This is a genomic window from Plantibacter sp. ME-Dv--P-095 (assembly GCF_030209365.1).
Taxonomy (GTDB): Bacteria; Actinomycetota; Actinomycetes; order Actinomycetales; family Microbacteriaceae; genus Plantibacter.
The window spans coordinates 54,617-71,718 of the sequence record NZ_JARVSB010000007.1 but is presented as its reverse complement, the minus strand read 5'-3'; the positions used below and the strand labels follow the sequence as shown (position 1 = coordinate 71,718).

Here is a 17,102-nt window from a genome sequence, read left to right as displayed (position 1 = left end):
GTCACGGCGCGCCGAAGCCGGCGTCGGCGAGGACACGCTGCCCGTCGGCGCTCACGACGAAGGCGGCGAAGGCTGCGGCGAGCGCGGGGTTCGCGCTGCCGGCGAGCGGCGCGATCGGATAGGTGTTGACGGCCTTCGAGGACTCGTCGAAGGCGATGCCGCGCACCGCGTCGCCCGCCGCGATGACGTCGGTCACGTAGACCAACCCGGCGTCGGCCTCCCCCGAGGTCACCTTGCCGAGGACGTCGGTGACCGACGACTCCTCACTGACCGGACTCAGCGCGACACCCGTGGCCTCCTCGACGGCGACGGTGGCCGCGCCGCACGGCACCTGCGGCGCGCACACGACCGTCTTGACACCGGGGCGGGCGAGGTCGGCGAAGGTCTGCACGTCGGCGGGGTTCGACGGCGGGACGGCGATCTGCAGGACGTTGGTCGCGAAGTCGGTCGGGTCGCCGTCGACGAGGTCGGCGTCGACCAGCTTCGCCATGTTCTTCTCGTCCGCCGAGGCGAACACGTCGCCGGGGGCACCGTTCGTGAGTTGCGTGACGAGGTCGGACGATCCGGCGAAGGTGAGCTCGACGCTCGTGCCGGGGTGCGCCTGCTCGAAGTCCGCCGCGAGCGTCGTGAAGGTCGTCTTGAGGGACGCCGCGGCGTACACCGTGATGGAGCCGCTGAGCTCGTCCGCCGTAGCTGAGCCGCTCGGTGTCGGCGCCGTCGCTGGCGCGGCGCAGGCGGATGCGGTGAGCAGGATCCCGATGCCGAGGGCCACGGCGCTGAGCAGTCGGGTGGAGCGACGGGGTGCGGTGCGGTTCATGTCTGCGCCTTCGGGGTCTCGATGAGGACCGTCGTGGCTTTCACGACGGCGATGGCTGTGGAGCCGAGTTCGAGGCCGAGTTCGCGCACGGCCTCACTGCTCATGAGCGACACGACACGGTGCGGTCCGCACTGCAGTTCCACCTGCGCCATGACCGTGTCCATCGTGATGTCCGTGACGATGCCGACGAAGCGGTTCCGCGCGGAGCGTCCGATCTCCGAGGGGTCGACGGGGAGGACGGCGTTCTGTCGGGCCAGCCGCGCGAGCGACAGCCCATCGACGACCGCACGGCCGGCGTCGTCCTTCGCGCTCACGAGCGCGCCCTGGTCGATCCAGCGGCGGACGGTGTCGTCACTGACCCCGAGGAACAGGGCGGCGTCTCGGATACGGATCTGCGGCATGGAGTCAGGCTAGTGCACGCATCCACGCCTGATCGCCGTAGTCTCGTCCGCATCCGCGTTCCCGGCCGCCCGTCGCGTACCGATGCGGCGACCCTCCGCGACGACGACCGCTCCGAAGCACCCGCATGAGATCACGACTGCTCGCCGCCGCCGCGGTGCTCGCCCTGGCCGCCGGGCTCACCGGATGCGCCCAGTCCGACGACGACGGCCCGGTCGTCGCCTTCTATGGAGACTCCTACACGCTCGGCACCGGCGCGAGCGACCCGGCGAACCGGTGGTCGACGGTGATCAGCGAAGAACGAGGATGGCGAGAGTTCAACCCGAGCGTGAACGGCCTCGGCTTCATCAACCACCGCGACCGCTTCGGTGACGACAGCGGCGATCTGCCCTCGCTCATCATCGCCGAACGCCCCGAGATCGTCTTCGTGACGATGGGGCTCAACGACGCCTTCAGCTTCGACCAGTCGGCCGATCGGATCCACGAGCAGATCGACGCCGACCTGCATCGCTTGCGCGACGCCCTGCCGGACGCGCGCTTCATCGTCGTCGAGTCCTTCTGGTACACGGACGAGCGCCCGGCGGCGATCGAGACGATCATCGATTGGGTGGCCGAGGCCGCCGACGAGATCGACGCGGACACCGTTCCCGGAGCGTCGCACTGGATCGAGGGACACCCGGAGTGGATGGCCGCAGACGGACTGCACCCGAACGACGACGGCTACGCCGAGATGGCGCGCCGCATGGACGCGGAACTCGACCGCCTCGGCCTCTGAGGCGTCGCCCCGAGTGGTCTCGCCACTCAGCCCAGGCGGATGCCCCGGTCCGCCATGAACGGCACCGCGTCGACGCGGGAGCCGCCGATCCTGACCTCGAAGTGGACGTGGCAGCCGCTGGAGGCACCCGTCGATCCGACCAGGGAGATGTTCTGCCCTGCGGACACCGACTGGCCTTCGCCGACGAGGATGCTGCTGTTGTGCGCGTAGCCGGTCATGACCCCGCCGCCGTGGTCGATGAGGACCCAGTTGCCGTAGGTCCCGAGCCACCCCGCGTAGACCACCTGGCCGGCATTGGCGGCGTAGACCGCGCGACCGCACCCGGCTCCGATGTCGGTCCCGGAGTGGAACGCGTTGACGCCCGGCACGGGTCGCCCAGGTCGTGGTCCGTAGTTGTCGGTGATCCTGCCGGAGATCGGCAGCGCCCAGCCCTGACCGCCGACCGCACCTGAACTGGCACCGCCACCGCCGCCACCACCACCGCCGCCACCGCCGGCGTTCGCTGCGGCGTTCGCGGCGGCTTCGGCAGCAACCCTCGCCGCTTCGGCTGCCGCGGCGGCCGCAGCTGCAGCAGCCGCTGCCGCCGCGCGCACCTCCTCGCCCTTGCGGTAGTCGGCTTCCGTGGCCGCGCGGTTCTCCTTGAGGACGATGAGCTGGGCCTCGAGCGTGGCGAGGTACTCCTGCTGATCGGCCACGGCGGTCTCGGCGTCCGCTCGAGCCGCGACCGCGTCGCCGAGGGCGGTCTCGGCTGCCGCCGCGAGGTCGCCGAGCGCGGCTTCGGCGATGGTGGCCTGCTCGGTGAGGAGGGAGGCCGTGTTCGCGTCCGTCTTCGCGCGGTCGTAGGTCCCGTCGGTCGACTCGCTGAGCTTGGAGATCGTGCTCAGCCGGCCGAGGAGCGCCTCGGGTTCGTCGCCGTCCAGGAACGCCGCGGTCGAGAGGTCCACGTTCCCGGACCGCAACCACGCGGCGACGAGCGCACCCGCCTGCCGCTTGGACGTCTCGGCCACGGTCGTCGCGGCGACGGCCTGCTCACGGAGCGACACGGCACGGTAGCTGGCTTCGTCGACGGCGAGCTGCGCCGCCTCGTACTCGTCCGCGCGCAGCACCGCTTCCGCCTCGGCGAGCACTGCGGCGTTCTTGAGCTCCTGGACGAGGCCTTCGATCTGGACGATGGTCGACTGCTTCGACGTCTCGCTCGACCGGGCCGCCTCGACGTCCTCCCAGCTGGGGTACTCCGCAGCAGCGGCCGGTTGCGCGAGTCCCAGTGAGAGGACGATGACTCCGGCCAGGGTCGCGGCGATGGATGCGCGACGGCGCGCGGGACGGAGGCGTGGCATGGTGCCCATCGTGCCAGCGGTGAGCCCTGTTCGGGGGGAGGCTCGCCCAGCGGGCACGGCGGGTTCAGCGGCGGGCGAGCACGAGGTCGAGCACGCGGTCGGCGACGGCGCGCTTCGAGCCGGCCGCCTCACCGACGAGCTCGCCCTCCCGGTCGATCACCACGACCTCGTTGTCGGGTGTGCCGAAGCCGTCGGTCCAACCGACGCGGTTGAGGACGAGGAGGTCGGCGCCCTTGCGGGCGATCTTGGCTCGACCGAGGGCCAGGAGCTCGTCGCGATCGGATGCGGTCTCGGCCGCGAAGCCGACGATGAGGCGGCCCGGCACGGCTGCCTCCGCGAGCCCCGCCAGGACGTCGGGGTTGCGCACGAGTCGCAGGGTCAGTTCGTCGCCGGTGTCCTCCTTCTTGATCTTGCGCTCGGCGATCTCGGCGGCCCGGTAGTCGGCGACGGCCGCCGCCATCACCACGACGCTCGCCTCCTTCGCCGCTGCGTCCATCGCGGTGGCGAGTTCCGCCGCGGTCCCGACGGGGACGACCCTGAGGCCGACGACACCGGCCGCCTCGGCCGCGACGTCCGCCTCGAGGTGCGCTGCGACGAGCACGACCTCGGCGCCGCGGGCGACGGCCGCCTGCGCGACCGCCAATCCCTGCCGGCCGCTCGAGCGGTTGCCGAGGAAGCGCACCGGGTCGAGCGGTTCGCGCGTGCCACCCGCGGAGACGACGACGCGATCGCCACGCAGGTCGCCGGCCGAGTCGCGGCCCTGCAGGAGCGCGAGTCCCGCCGCCACGATGTCCTCCGGCTCGCTCATCCGCCCCGGTCCCTCGTCGCCGCCGGTGAGTGCGCCGGTCTCCGGTCCGATGCAGGCGACGCCGCGCGAGCGCAGGAGGGCGACGTTCGCCGTCGTGGCCGGGTGCTGCCACATCTCGGTGTGCATCGCCGGGGCGAGAAGCACGGGTGCACGACTGGCGAGGATGGTGGTGCCGAGGAGGTCGTCGGACAACCCGGCCGCGAGCTTCGCCAGGGTGTTGGCCGTCGTGGGAGCCACGACGATGAGGTCCGCCCGCTGCCCGAGGGCGACGTGCCTGACCTCGGCGACGCCGTCGTACAGCGAGGTGGTGACCGGGTTCCGGCTGATCGCCTCGAGGGTGGGCAGCCCGACGAACCGCAGGGCGCTCTCGGTCGGGACCACGTGGACGTCGTGCCCGGCACGCACGAAGCCACGCACCACGCCGACCGCCTTGTAGGCCGCGATCCCACCCGTGATGCCGACGACGACGGTGCGACGGTGCGCTCCGGGTACTGCGTCCTGCGTGGTCATCTCGTCTCCTCGCCACCGGCGCTCCGGCGCGCGGTCCTCGTCTAGTCTGTCCTAGTCCGGCCGGCCGAGGAGGAACCCCCGTGTGCACCGTCATCATCGACTTCGAGCCGGGGCGCCCGTGGCCGATCGCCGTGCTCGGGCTCCGGGACGAGCAGCCGGGACGCGCCTGGGATCCACCCGGCTCCTGGTGGCCGGCGCTCGGTGACGGGGTCCGCGGCATCCACGACCGAGAGGCGGGTGGTGCCTGGTTGGCGACGAACCTCGACGCCGACGGCGGGCCGCGGGCGGCGGTCGTGCTGAACCGACGCGAGGACCTCCCGATGCCGGCGAGCGGGTGGGTCTCGCGCGGGGTACTCCCCCTGCAGGCCGTGACGACCGGGGTCGACGGCTCCGACGGCCGGATGGCCCGCTCGTGGAACCTCGTCGAGCTCCGCCCCGACCGCGTCGAGGTGACGAGCTGGGACGGCACGTCGCTCCGCTCGGTCGAGGTGCCGCCCGGTCTGCACGTCGTGACCCACGAGGGACCCGACCACCTCGACGTCCCCCGGGTGCGCCGGTGGCGGCCCGACTTCGTCGAGGCCCCGGCGCCGACAGGCCCGCTCGATGGCGCCACGGCCGCGTCGTGGGAGCCCTGGTTGCAGACACTGCGATCGACGACGCGCCTGGCGGCCGACGCGGACGAGGCCGTCGTTCGCATCGACGACCACGACGGCCTGCGACTCGCCTCGCTCTCCGTCACCGCCCTGTCCCTCGGCCCGCAGGGAGCGGTGCTGCGGAACGCCAGGCTCACCGAACCGGGCCGACTCCCCAACACCTTCGTCTGGGAGTGACGCGGGGTCCTCGGACGAGCCACGGGCCCCCGATCGGACTGGCGGCCGTGTGGAGGGCGCCCAGGCCCGCTCGATACTGTTGCACCATGGCCCTGAACCCCGTGCGACTGCGACTGCTCGAGGCCTTCGACCGCCTCGGCACGATCCGTGCAGTCGGCCGCGAGCTCGACCTGAGCCCCTCGACGGTCTCCCAGCAGCTCTCCGTCCTCGAGTCGGAGACCGGCGCCGCCCTGTTGGAACGACGCGGCCGGACCCTCGCGCTGACACCGACCGGAGCACTGCTCGTGGAACGCGCCAGGGCGCTCCTCGCGCAGATGGACGCCATCGAGGTGGAACTGGCCGAGGTCGAGTCCGAGCCGTCCGGCCGCTTCCGCATCGCCGGCTTCGCGAGCGTCATCGCCCCGGTCCTCATCCCGGCCGCGCGCGCGCTCGCCCAGCAGTACCCGCGACTCGAGGTCGAACTCATCGAAGTCGAACCGCACGAGAGCACCACGGCCGTCCAACGCGGCACCTGCGACGTCGTCATCACGGTCGACCAGGAGGACGGCTTCCTCCTCGACCCCTCGGTGCACAGCGTTCCGCTCACCACGGACCCGCTCCTGCTCATCGCACCGCTCGACCACCCGCTCGCCGGGCGCGACATGGTGTCGTTCGCCGAACTGCAGGCGGAGTCGTGGGCGCTCGACGCCCCGGGCACCTACCTCGGCGAACTCGTCCCGCTGCTGTGCCGACGCTCGGGCTTCGAACCCCGGGTGGTCGGACGGTTCACGAGCTACGAGGTCGTCATCGACCACGTCGCGGCAGGGCTGTCCGTCGCCGTCCTCCCCGACATCGCGATCGGCTCGCGTACCGACGTCGTCCGCAAGCCGATCTCGGGGATGAGCGAGCGGAAGATCATCGCAACGGCGCGGAAGGGCTCACTGCAGCGTTCCGCCGTCGCCGCAGCGCTCGCAGCCATCCAGCGCGCGACGGACGAGGCCGTCGCGCGCTGAGCTCGACAGGCGAGCGGTCAGCCGTGGTAGCCCGACTTGGCCATCGCGACGAGCGCGCCGACCATGCCGATGCCGCCGAGGACGGTGATGAGGGCGATCACGCCGATGAGGATGTCGTTCACGGTCATGCACCCATCGTACTGAACCTCGCGGGAGCCACGACTAGGGTTGGTCCGTCCCCCGAACAGCACCCGGAGCACCCCCATGATCACCTCGTCGAGCGAATCGCAGGCCGCCGCCTTCCGTGAGGGACGGACGCCACCGACGGAACAGCTCGACGCGGACACGGTCGTCATCGCCGTTCCGACCACCGACCCCGCGAACCCCTTCACCCTCTGCTCGGTGCTCTTCGGCACGGACGGCCGCGCGATCGTCATCGACCCGGGAACCGACACCCCGGAGGGTCGGGAGCATCTCCTGCGTGAGCTCCGCGACGTCGGCGTCACCACCCTCACCGGCATCGTGGTGACCCATCTCCACCCCGACCACCTCGGCCTGGCCGGGGTCCTGCGGGAGGAACTGGCCGCGCCAGTCCTGATGCACCGGCTCGAAGACGAGGCGGCCGGTTCGACGCCGCCCGGCCCGGCCGAGCTGGCCGCGGCCCTGGACGCCTGGGGCGTCCCGGCCGACGACACGACCGTGCGCCCCTGGAGTGAGGGCGCCGCCGCCCCGGCAGGCCACCTCGGCGACACCCGTGCCGATCGGACGCTCGAGGACGGCGAGCTGCTGGCCCTCCCCGGTCGCACGGTCCGCGTCATCCACACGCCCGGGCACACCACGGGGCACCTCACGCTGCGCGACGAGGACCGCGGCTACCTCTTCACCGGCGACCACGTCCTCCCCACGATCTTCTCAGGCCTCGGGCTCGGTGCACGGACCGCGGAGAACCCCGTGACGGCCTATCTGTCCTCGCTCGACCGCGTCCGTGAGCACGACGGCGACCAGGTGATCCCGGGACACGGCTTCCGCTTCACCGGCCTCGCCGAGCGGTGCGACGAATTGGCGGCCCATCACCTGCGTCGTGCGGACGAGGTGCGGTCGGTCCTTGCCGACGACCCCGATGCGGACGTCTGGACCATCGCCTCGCGCATCGGCTGGTCCGCCGGGTGGGACGCGCTGACGGGACTCCTGCGGGTGTCCGCGCTCACGCAGACCGACTGGCATCGGGCCCGCCTCCTGCAGCTCGCCGGCTGACGGCTACCCTCACCCGCCGGCGACACCTCGACGAGCCAGGGCACGCTCGAAGGCGTACAGGCCCCCGCCCGCTGCGCCGCCCGCGGCGAGGACGGCGAACGCGACGACCCCGATCGTCGACCCGAGTCCGATGGGCGCCGCGATGAGGCCGCCGACGACCGAGACGAGCACGGCCGAACCCCCGCCGGCGATCCAGGCTCGACGGAGCGGAGCGCGTTCACCCCAGTGGTCCAGCACGCCCAACGCGAGGAGCGCACCCACCGCCCCGACGGCGGCCAGCATGCCGCCGACGAGCCCACCGACGAGGACGGCGATGCCGCCGAGGTCGGCCGGGTGCGCGGAGACGGTCCCGACAGCCCCGAACAGTTGCGCGCCGGCGGCGATGACCGCACCGACGACCGCACCACCACTCACGGCGAGTCCGAACAGTGGGACGACGCGCAGGAGGGACCACCCCGGGTCGACCGCTTCACCGAATGCGTCCATGGCCATGATCGCCTCCTGCACCCGAGCCTCGTCGTCGAGGCGTCCTGGCGCTCAGCGTGGCACGGGGTCGGCCCGCCACCCAGCCATTGCACGGCGGGTGGGACGGGTGTAGGAGCAGGCGAGGCGGGTGTCCGAGGGGGACGTGCTACCAGCCCATGGTGCCGGGGGCGCCCTTGAACGGCCCGATGATCCCCGGCGTGATCCACCCACCGTAGAAGTCGCCAGCCTGGGCGTGCACCCGGACGCCGTCGACCTCGCAGGCCTCCATGCGCCCCGGGTAGACGGCGATCATGCCGAACAGGGGTGCGTAGCCCGAGCGCGGGTCCGGGTAGGTCCAGGCGGCCGCGGGCGCGACCTCGTCGCCCACCCGGACGTCGAGGTAATGGGCCTCACCCTTGAACTCGCACATGGTCGTGCCGTCGACCGGCACGAGGACGCCCGGCGTGAAATCGGCGGCCGGCACGTAGTACACGGGCGGGTGACTCGTCTCGAGGACGCGGACCGCCGACGTCGACTCCGCGATGACGGCTCCCCCGAACCGGATGACGACGCGTTCGTCGCGCGGCTCGACCCGGGGCGGGCGCGGGTACTCCCAGACGGACTCCTCACCGGGTCCGGGCTGGACGGGGACGGGTCGGCGGGAGCGAGAGGAGTCGGGCATCGTCCCACTCTGCCCGGTCCACCTGAGCGCCGACCGCGAATCCGACGGCGCCGCTCAGCCCTGCGGTGCCGGTCGGCGCAGCACCGACCACAACAGCCACCCACCCGCCACGGCGTACGACACCAGCAGGAGCACCACGGCCGTCCCACCGAGGTCGAGGACGACCGGGATCACCGGTGAGCCGCCGAGCCCGGCGTCGGTCGTACTCCAGTTCGCCGTCAGCAGGGCCAGCACGATGAGCACGACCCCGGTGGCGAGGAGCGGGCCGGCGGTCGCCCACACCTTCTGGCGCGTGGTCCAGGCGCGTGCCCGCCAGAGCATGACCATGCCGGCCACCCAGCCGACGAACGGGACGACGAGCCCGCCGAGCATGACGACGAGCGCGGTCGCGACGGCGAACCCTGGGCGTTCGAGCAGCTGCTCGGCGAACGGACGGTCGTCGGATGCGCTCATCGGTTCCCTTGCTCGTCGGGCGGCCCCTGTGGACCGTCGGCCTCAGCCTGCCATGTCCGGACGCTCCGTGCTGCGGAGAACGGTATGACGCGTCAGCGGGCCTCGGTCGACCTCGCCCGGACGTGCATGCGTTCGCCCTGCTTGCCGAACAGGCTGAGGAACTCGACCGCTCCGGCCTCCGCCCGCCCGAACCAGTGCGGCACTCGGGTGTCGAACTCGACGACCTCGCCCGCGGTGAGGACGAGGTCCTGATCGACGAGCAACAGGCGGAGCCGGCCGTTCAAGACGTAGAGCCACTCGTACCCCTCGTGCACCTGCTGCGTCCCGGGGGTCTGCGGACCAGGTCCGCCGTGGATGATGCTCTTGAACGCGTGCAAGCCTCCCGGCCGGCGGGTGAGCGGCACGATCGTCTGGCCGTGGCGCTGGACGGGTTTCAGATGCACGCGGGGGTCACCGGTCTGCGGGGCGCCGACGAGGTCGTCCAGCGGGACCTGGTGCGCCTTCGCGAGCGGCAGGAGCAGTTCGAGGTTCGGTCGGCGCTGTCCGGACTCGAGCCGGGACAGGGTGGAGACCGAGATGCCGGTCTCGGCGGAGAGCGCCGCGAGGGTGGTGCCGCGGTGCTGCCGGATCGCGCGGAGACGCGGCCCGACCGCGTCCAGCACCCCGTCGATCGACCGCTGCTCCTCGTGTCCATGCGCCATGGCTCGATTCTCCGGGGCCGTTGCCGTTCCAGCAAGGTTTCTTGCCACTTCGGCACACTGCGATGCACGCTGGACCCCGCACCGCCCCTCGACCGAACGGAACGATCATGACCACGCCCGCCCACATCCCGTCCGCCGCCGCACCGGCCCCGACCGAGCTCGTCGACGCGATCATCGTCGGCGGCGGTGCGGCCGGACTCAGCGCCGCCCTCATGCTGGGCCGCTCGCGTCGCTCCGTCATCGTCGTGGACGGTGGCCAGCCCCGGAACGCCCCGGCCGACGGCGTCCACGGCTTCCTGTCGCGTGACGGCATCCCCCCTCGGGAGCTCGTCCGTCTCGGGCGCGCGGAGGTCGCCGCCTACGGGGTCCTGGTCATCGACGCCCAGGTCGGCACGGCCGTCCGCGACGACGAGGGGTTCGTGCTGACGACGACGGACGGGGCGTCCCTCCGCGGTCGACGACTGCTCATCGCCACCGGCACGGCCGACGAACTCCCGGACATCCCCGGACTCCGCGAACGCTACGGGCGCGACGCCCTCCACTGCCCGTACTGCCACGGCTGGGAGGTGCAGGACCGGGTGATCGGCATCCTCGGGACGGACGCCCAGGCGGCGGCGCACCAGGCCCAGCTGTTCCGACAGCTGAGCGAACGGGTCATCGTGCTGCGCAACACCGCCGAGGCGTTCGATGGCGAGCACCGGGCCGCGTTCGACGCCCGCGGCATCGAGGTCGTCGACGGCCTCGTGGAGCGGCTCGAGGTCGAGGACGACCGACTCGTGGGCGTCCGCCTCGCCGACGGCCGGACCGTCCGCGTCGACGCGCTCGCGGTGGCACCGGTCGCCCGGGTGCACGCGGCGGCCTTCGCCGAGCTCGGCGTGCAGACGCAACCGCACCCGGCTGGTGCGCACTACGGCGATGCGATCGGGGTCGACGCGATGGGTGCCACCTCGGTCCCCGGCGTGTGGGCGGCCGGGGACGTCACCAGCCTGCGGCCGCAGGTCGTGCAGGCGGCGGCCGCCGGGGCGATGGCCGGCGCGGCGATGAACGCCGACCTCGTGCAGGACGACGTGCGTCGCGCCCTCGCGGAGCGGTAGAACCACCACTGTCGCACCGGCGGCGGACATGGGACGATGACGGCACGGGACGAGTGGTCCCGTGCCGTCCGAAACCTGGGGAGGACGCACATGCCTGGTACACCGAGCACCATCGACGACTACCTGGCCGCGCTGCCGACCGACCCCGCCGACGCCATCGAGGAGATCCGTCTCCGCGTGCACCGGATCGTCCCGGGGATCACCGAGGCGATCCGCTACGGCATGCCGACCTTCATGCTCGACGACCGCTACCTGCTCTACCTCGGCGCGTGGAAGCACCACATCGCGCTCTACTCGATCCCGCCGTTCGACGAACCCCTCCAGTCGGCCGTCGCCGACTACCGCGCGGCGAAGGACACGCTCCAGTTCCCGTTCAGCCGGCCGATCCCCTTCGAGCTCATCGATCAGATCGTCACCGAGCTGCTGGCCCGCCGCCGCGCCGCCGACGCCCGCCACGAGCACTGAGGACCCGGCCTCGGTCGAGCGCGTTCAGCCCTGCGCCACCCACAGCCCGACCGTCGCGAGGGCGACCGTCAGCGGCGCCACCGCGAACCCGAGCGCGATGAAACGGCCCCAGCCGAACTCGACGTCCGCCGCCTGCAACCGGCTGTGCCAGAGCAGGGTCGCGAGGGCCGCCCACGGCGTGATCAGCGCCCCCGCGTTCACGCCGATGAGCAGCGCGGCGAACCGCACCGGGTCGCCGGCCACCGGCTCGAGCGCGAGGTAGGCCGGCAGGTTGTCGACGAGGTTCGCGCTGGCCATGCCGACTCCGGCCAGCTGCAGGAGCGCCGGAAGGGAGTCACCCGTGCCGGCGATCGATGCGAGCAGACGCGCCAGCCCCATCGCGTGGGCAGCCTCGACGACGAGGAAGAGCCCGGACGCGAGGAGGAGGAGCTGCCAGGGGACGAGTGCCGGGCGGAGCGCGCGCGGACGTCTGACGAGGAACACGACCACCAGCACCACGGCCGCTCCGAGCGCCGACATCCACACCGGGATCCCGGACACCAGCAGCGGCAGCAGCACGAGCACGACGAGCCCGGAGACCCACAGCAGCACGCGATCGTCGTCGCTCGGCTCGACGTCCACCGTGTACCGCCCGGCGAGCTGTCGCCGGTAGACGATCGCGAGGACGACGCACGGGACGACGACCGCGATGATCGCCGGCACGAGCAGAAGCGCGGCGAATCCTCCCGGCCCCAGCGGGCCGCCACCAGATGCCGCCGAGGCCTCGTCGATCGCGTGCTCGGCGAGGAGGTTCGTGAGGTTCGAGACCGGCAGCAGCAGTGACGCCGTGCACGCCAGCCACACGGTGGTGAGGGCGAAGGGCACCGGCGAGAGTCCCGCGTGCCGGGCGAGCGTGATCACGACCGGCGTCAACAGGACGGCCGTGGTGTCGAGCGAGAGGAACACGGTGCTGAGCGTCGCCAGCGCGACGACGAGCACCCACAGCAGCCAGGTGCTCCCCCGGCCCCACCGCACGAGCCGCGAGGCGACGAGGGTGAACAGTCCGGCGTCCGCAGCGAGTTCGGCCACGACGGTGATCGCCACGACGAACAGGAGGATCGGCCACACGCGATCCGCGATGCCGAGCGCCTCGCTCCCCGGGAGGATGCCGGTGAGGATCGCGATCGCGCCCACGACGAGTAGGACGACACCGAGCACGGCACTGCGCACGACGCCTCCTCCATCACCGGTCCGTCGGTGCGCTGCGGCCCGCTCGGCAGTCGATCATACGACGGCCGTTGCGGCGATCGCCGTCGGGACGTCAGCAGATCGGCTGCGAGATCGCCCCGAACTGGGGGCATCACCAGCCTTGGAACCGCATCGACGGGCTGAGAGCATCGGAGGACGTGCCGAAGCAGATGCGTGGTGCTCTGGCCGCCCACGCTTCCGGTGCGCCATCAGCACCGGAGAAAAGGGGAACACCGTGGGTCGACTGCGAACCGAGCGAGCCGACGATCCGCGGACGTCCCTGACGAGGCGCTGGGCCACCGCCCTCGCCGGATCGGTCGCCACGGCGGCGCTGCTCGTCGGGGCACTCGTCCCGGCCACCGCCGCAGTCGCCGACAGCGCACCGGTCGACCCGGCAAACCCGCTCACCCCGACCACCGTGACCGCCGACGCCCTGCCGACGCCCCAGATCGACGGCGTCGTGTGGGACCAGGTGGTCGCGGGCGGAACGGTGTTCGTCGGTGGCCAGTTCACCACCGCCCGCCCGGCCGGAGCCGCCGTCGGCGTCGGGACCGTCCCGCGCTCCAACTTCCTCGCCTACGACCTCGCGACCGGTGCGTTGCGCACCGACATCACGACGTCGTTCGACAGCCAGATCCGGGCCATGGCCGTCTCCCCGGACCAGTCCCGGCTGTACGTCGCGGGTTCCTTCACGAAGGTGGACGGCTCGACCCGCTACCGCGTCGCCGCGTTCTCCCTCCCGTCGATGACCCTGGTCTCGACCTTCGCGCCGACCGTCAATGCGACGGTCGAGTCCATCGCGGTGACGTCCGGCAGCGTCTACCTGGGCGGCATCTTCACCTCGGTCCAGAAGACCGAACGGCTCCGAGGAGCTGCGCTCAACGCCACGAACGCGGCACTGCAGCCGTGGAACCCGTCGGTGCTGGGCGGCTCGGTCAAGGCGATCGTCGTGTCGCCGGACGGGTCGAAGGTCGTCCTCGGCGGCGGATTCACCTCGATCGGCGGATCGGCCGAACCCGGACTCGGCATGGGTGCCGTCAGTGGCGACACCGGTGGGATCCTGCCGTGGGCCGCGAACTCCATCATCCGCAACGGTGGGACGAAGTCGTCCGTCTTCTCGCTCTCCTCCGATGCCGACAGCGTCTACGGCGTCGGCTACCAGCACAGCCAGGGTGGGAAGGCCACCGAGGGCACGTTCCGGATGCGCTGGTCGGACGGCGGCCTCGACTGGCTGGCGGACTGCCACGGCGACAGCTACTCCGTGCAGGTCGTCGGCGACGTCGTCTACACCGCGGGTCATGCGCACGCCTGCGACAACACCGGCGGATTCCCCAACTCGGACGGTTACCACCGCGCCGTCGCCTTCTCGAAGCAGAGCGTCGGCCGGGTCGCCCACAACACCCCGCCCGGTGGCTGGACCTACGGCAACTTCGAGGGCAACCCGGCCACGCAGCTGCTGCACTGGTTCCCGGACATGAACGCCGGAACCTTCACCGGACTGAACCAGGGTCCGTGGGACGTCACCGCGGGCGGCGACTACGTGCTCTACGCCGGCGAGTTCACCACGGTCAACGGCGCTCCGCAGCAGGGCCTCGCCCGGTTCGCCACCCGTGCGGCGTCGACGAACGCGCAGGGCCCGCAGCTCGGGGGTTCGAAGATGACCCCGCGCGTCACCGGCGTCGGCGGTGGCGCCGCGAAGGTCACCTGGCCCTCCAACGAGGACCGCGACAACGCCGTGCTCCGGTACGACGTCATCAGAGACAACGCGACCACCGCACCCGTGTTCACGGTCAACGCGGCCTCCTCGTTCTGGGACAAGCCGGATCTGACCTTCGTCGACCAGGGGTTGACCCCTGGTCAGAGGTACTCGTACCGGGTCAAGACGACCGATGCGGCGGGCAACACCGCCTGGGGCGACAACGTGTCGTTCACCGCCACGGACGGCGCTCCCATCGCGTCCACCGACCTCGACCGCACCGTCCTCGCGGACAGCCCGTCCCATTACTGGTCCCTCAACGAGGCGTCCGGCACCACCGGCGGCGACTGGGTCGGCGGCGGCGACCTGCAGCTGACCGGCACGACCCTCGCACGCGGCCAGGCTGGAGCGGAGTCCGACGGCAGCGGCACGTCCACGGCCTTCGGCGGCGACGCGCGGGGCGTGACGGCGACCACCGAACCGTTCACCAACCGCTTCACCCTCGAGGCGTGGGTCCAGACGACGACCACGTCGGGCGGGCCCATCATCGGCGCTTCCAACGGCACTGCGCTCGGCTCCGGCAACCGTGACCGGCTGGTCTACCTCGGCAACGACGGACGTGTCCGCTTCGGCCTGTACCCGGGGACCGTGCGCACCGTCACGTCGACGAGCGCGGTCAACGACGGCGCGTGGCACCACGTGGTCGCCGTCCTCGGGAACACCGGCCAGCAGATCTACATCGACGGCGTCCTCGAGGCCGAGGACACCGGAACCGTCCGGGGCCAGGACTACAGCGGCTACTGGACCGTCGGCGGCACCTCGCTCTCCGGCTGGCCCGACCGACCATCGAGCGACCACTTGGACGGCAAGCTCGACGATGTCGCGGTGTACCCGCGGGCGCTCACCGCCGCGCAGCTCGCCGCGCACCACGCCGTCGGCACGGACGGCATCGCGCCCGAGCCGGAGAACCAGGCGCCCACCGCGGCCTTCACCGCGACGGGAGACCTCCTCACCGTCTCCGTCGACGGAACCGCCTCGACCGACGCCGACGGCACCGTCACCGCGTACGCCTGGGACTTCGGCGACGGCGCGACCGGTGCGGGAGCCACGGCGAGCCACACGTATACGACGGCAGGCGACTACACCGTCTCCCTCACAGTGACCGACGACGACGGATCGACTGCGACGGCGACCCGCTCCGTCACGGCCACCGCTCCGGTCGTGCCGGAGCCGACGGCGACACCCTTCGCGTCGGACACCTTCGACCGCTCGGCGACGAGCGCATGGGGCGACGCCCCGACCGGTGGCACCTGGACGGTCACGGGCGGGAAGACGGCGTTCGCCATATCCGCCTCGACCGCCACGATCCAGGCTCCCGCCGGGGGCACGCGGACCGCACGCCTCAACGCCGTCTCGGAGGCCTCGGCGGACGTGCTGACCGATGTGGCCCCCTCGGTCATCGCGAACGGTGGTGGCGCCTACTACTCGGTCATCACCCGTCAGGTCGGTTCCGTCGCCTACTCGGCACGCCTCTGGTACCGCGCGGCGAACGACGTCCGTCTGCAGCTGCTGTCCGGATCGACCGTGCTCGTCTCGCAGAAGGTCGACGGACTGACCGCAGCCGCGGCCGACGCCCTCCACCTGCGCGCGGTCGCCGGCGCCCCGGTCGACGGCGTGACCGCGCTCAGCGCCAAGGTGTGGGCGGGGTCGGCCGCGGAGCCCGCTGACTGGCAGGTGACGGCTTCGGACGCCAACGCCGCACTGCAGGCACCCGGCGGCGTCGGACTGTCCGGCTACGTGTCCGGGTCGGCGACCAACGGGCCGGTGACCTTCACGGTCAGCAGCTTCGACGCGATCGCCGCCGGGGGACGTGAGGCGGCCGCCACCGCGCCTGAACCGACCGATCCCGCCGACCCGACCCCGGTCGAACCGACGGAGCCGGTGACCCCCACGGAGCCGACCACACCGGTCGAACCCACGGAGCCGACCACGCCAACCGAACCGTCGGAGCCGACTGCGCCGGCCGAGCCGACACCGCTCGTCTCCGACGACTTCGCCCGCACCGTGACGAGCGGCTGGGGTGACGCGACTGTCGGTGGCACCTGGACCCTCACGGGTGGGAAGACCGGCTTCGGCGTCTCGTCGGGCCGTGGCACGATCGCGGCGACCCCGGGCGCGACCCGGACGGCGATCCTCGCTGCCACCCCCGTGACCGCCGCGCAGACCTCCGTGAGCTTCTCACTCGACCAGGCACCGACCGGCGGTGGACAGTTCGTGTCGCTCATCACCCGGCAGATCGGCGCGGACCGCTACGTCACCCGCGCCTGGGTCCAGGCCACCGGGGTCGTCCAGCTCCAGGTCCAGCGCAACGGCAGCACCATCAGTGCGGTGAACCTGGCCGGGACGGCGGTCACCGCAGGGACCGAGATCCATCTCGTGACGAGGACGACTGGCACGACGAGCACGACGATCGAGGCCAAGGCCTGGACCGGCGCCACCGAACCCACGGCCTTCCAGCTCACCGTGGTCGACGACATGGCGGCGTTGCAGGGCGCCGGTGTCGTCGGGGTCGGCTTCTACCTCTCCGGTTCCGCCCAGGCCGCAACCAGTGTCTCGTTCCGCGACCTCCGCGTGCTGCCGGTCGGCTAGTCCGGCCT

Annotated in this window: 16 protein-coding genes; 7 read left to right on the top strand and 9 right to left on the bottom strand. The window is 72.0% G+C overall.

The genetic code is table 11. The features are described 5' to 3' along the window. Window position 1 precedes the first annotated feature (1 nt). Entirely contained in the window at window positions 2-817 is an 816-nt protein-coding gene (modA, locus tag QRN26_RS10280) for a molybdate ABC transporter substrate-binding protein (RefSeq protein WP_285036511.1), read from the bottom strand. Further along, complete coding sequence (locus QRN26_RS10275; RefSeq protein WP_285036509.1) at window positions 814-1,218, bottom strand: TOBE domain-containing protein; 405 nt, start codon at window positions 1,216-1,218, stop codon at window positions 814-816. The genes modA and QRN26_RS10275 overlap by 4 nt, the downstream gene beginning before the upstream one ends. Before the next feature lie 125 nt (window positions 1,219-1,343). Here QRN26_RS10275 and QRN26_RS10270 point away from each other — a divergent pair, with 125 nt between their 5' ends. Then, window positions 1,344-1,991 (top strand): SGNH/GDSL hydrolase family protein, encoded by a 648-nt coding sequence (locus QRN26_RS10270; protein WP_285036506.1) that lies wholly within the window; start codon window positions 1,344-1,346, stop codon window positions 1,989-1,991. 26 nt (window positions 1,992-2,017) lie between these two features. Here the strand turns inward: QRN26_RS10270 and QRN26_RS10265 are convergent, their stop codons facing one another. Beyond that, window positions 2,018-3,328 (bottom strand): M23 family metallopeptidase, encoded by a 1,311-nt coding sequence (locus QRN26_RS10265; RefSeq protein WP_285036503.1) that lies wholly within the window; start codon window positions 3,326-3,328, stop codon window positions 2,018-2,020. A 64-nt stretch (window positions 3,329-3,392) separates the two neighbouring features. Continuing rightward, window positions 3,393-4,646 (bottom strand): bifunctional phosphopantothenoylcysteine decarboxylase/phosphopantothenate--cysteine ligase CoaBC, encoded by a 1,254-nt coding sequence (coaBC, locus tag QRN26_RS10260; protein ID WP_285036500.1) that lies wholly within the window; start codon window positions 4,644-4,646, stop codon window positions 3,393-3,395. An 80-nt stretch (window positions 4,647-4,726) separates the two neighbouring features. On the opposite strand from coaBC, the gene QRN26_RS10255 reads away from it, so the two are divergent. The 3 genes from QRN26_RS10255 to QRN26_RS10245 all read left to right on the top strand — a co-directional run bounded on the left by QRN26_RS10255 (window position 4,727) and on the right by QRN26_RS10245 (window position 7,662). Then, window positions 4,727-5,476, top strand: coding sequence for an NRDE family protein (locus tag QRN26_RS10255; RefSeq protein ID WP_285036496.1), 750 nt, complete (start codon window positions 4,727-4,729; stop codon window positions 5,474-5,476). A gap of 86 nt (window positions 5,477-5,562) precedes the next feature. Beyond that, complete coding sequence (locus tag QRN26_RS10250; protein ID WP_285036493.1) at window positions 5,563-6,468, top strand: LysR family transcriptional regulator; 906 nt, start codon at window positions 5,563-5,565, stop codon at window positions 6,466-6,468. A gap of 204 nt (window positions 6,469-6,672) precedes the next feature. Beyond that, entirely contained in the window at window positions 6,673-7,662 is a 990-nt protein-coding gene (locus QRN26_RS10245) for an MBL fold metallo-hydrolase (RefSeq protein ID WP_285036491.1), read from the top strand. 9 nt (window positions 7,663-7,671) lie between these two features. Here QRN26_RS10245 and QRN26_RS10240 read toward each other — a convergent pair whose 3' ends face one another. The 4 genes from QRN26_RS10240 to QRN26_RS10225 form a co-directional block, all read right to left on the bottom strand. After that, on the bottom strand, window positions 7,672-8,154 hold the full coding sequence (locus QRN26_RS10240) for a hypothetical protein (protein WP_157579832.1): 483 nt from the start codon (window positions 8,152-8,154) through the stop codon (window positions 7,672-7,674). A 139-nt stretch (window positions 8,155-8,293) separates the two neighbouring features. Then, window positions 8,294-8,809 (bottom strand): DUF427 domain-containing protein, encoded by a 516-nt coding sequence (locus QRN26_RS10235; protein WP_285036488.1) that lies wholly within the window; start codon window positions 8,807-8,809, stop codon window positions 8,294-8,296. A 54-nt stretch (window positions 8,810-8,863) separates the two neighbouring features. Further along, window positions 8,864-9,262 (bottom strand): hypothetical protein, encoded by a 399-nt coding sequence (locus QRN26_RS10230; protein WP_285036485.1) that lies wholly within the window; start codon window positions 9,260-9,262, stop codon window positions 8,864-8,866. A 92-nt stretch (window positions 9,263-9,354) separates the two neighbouring features. Next, complete coding sequence (locus tag QRN26_RS10225) at window positions 9,355-9,963, bottom strand: helix-turn-helix domain-containing protein (protein ID WP_285036481.1); 609 nt, start codon at window positions 9,961-9,963, stop codon at window positions 9,355-9,357. A gap of 107 nt (window positions 9,964-10,070) precedes the next feature. On the opposite strand from QRN26_RS10225, the gene QRN26_RS10220 reads away from it, so the two are divergent. Beyond that, window positions 10,071-11,057, top strand: a complete 987-nt coding sequence (locus QRN26_RS10220) for an NAD(P)/FAD-dependent oxidoreductase (RefSeq protein ID WP_285036479.1) — start codon at window positions 10,071-10,073, stop codon at window positions 11,055-11,057. A 90-nt stretch (window positions 11,058-11,147) separates the two neighbouring features. Next, window positions 11,148-11,522, top strand: a complete 375-nt coding sequence (locus QRN26_RS10215; RefSeq protein WP_056008500.1) for an iron chaperone — start codon at window positions 11,148-11,150, stop codon at window positions 11,520-11,522. 24 nt (window positions 11,523-11,546) lie between these two features. Here QRN26_RS10215 and QRN26_RS10210 read toward each other — a convergent pair whose 3' ends face one another. Continuing rightward, window positions 11,547-12,731, bottom strand: a complete 1,185-nt coding sequence (locus QRN26_RS10210; protein WP_285036474.1) for an SLC13 family permease — start codon at window positions 12,729-12,731, stop codon at window positions 11,547-11,549. Window positions 12,732-12,984: 253 nt separating this feature from the next. Between QRN26_RS10210 and QRN26_RS10205 the strand changes: the two genes are divergently transcribed. Beyond that, window positions 12,985-17,094 (top strand): LamG-like jellyroll fold domain-containing protein, encoded by a 4,110-nt coding sequence (locus QRN26_RS10205; RefSeq protein WP_285036471.1) that lies wholly within the window; start codon window positions 12,985-12,987, stop codon window positions 17,092-17,094. Window positions 17,095-17,102 lie beyond the last annotated feature (8 nt).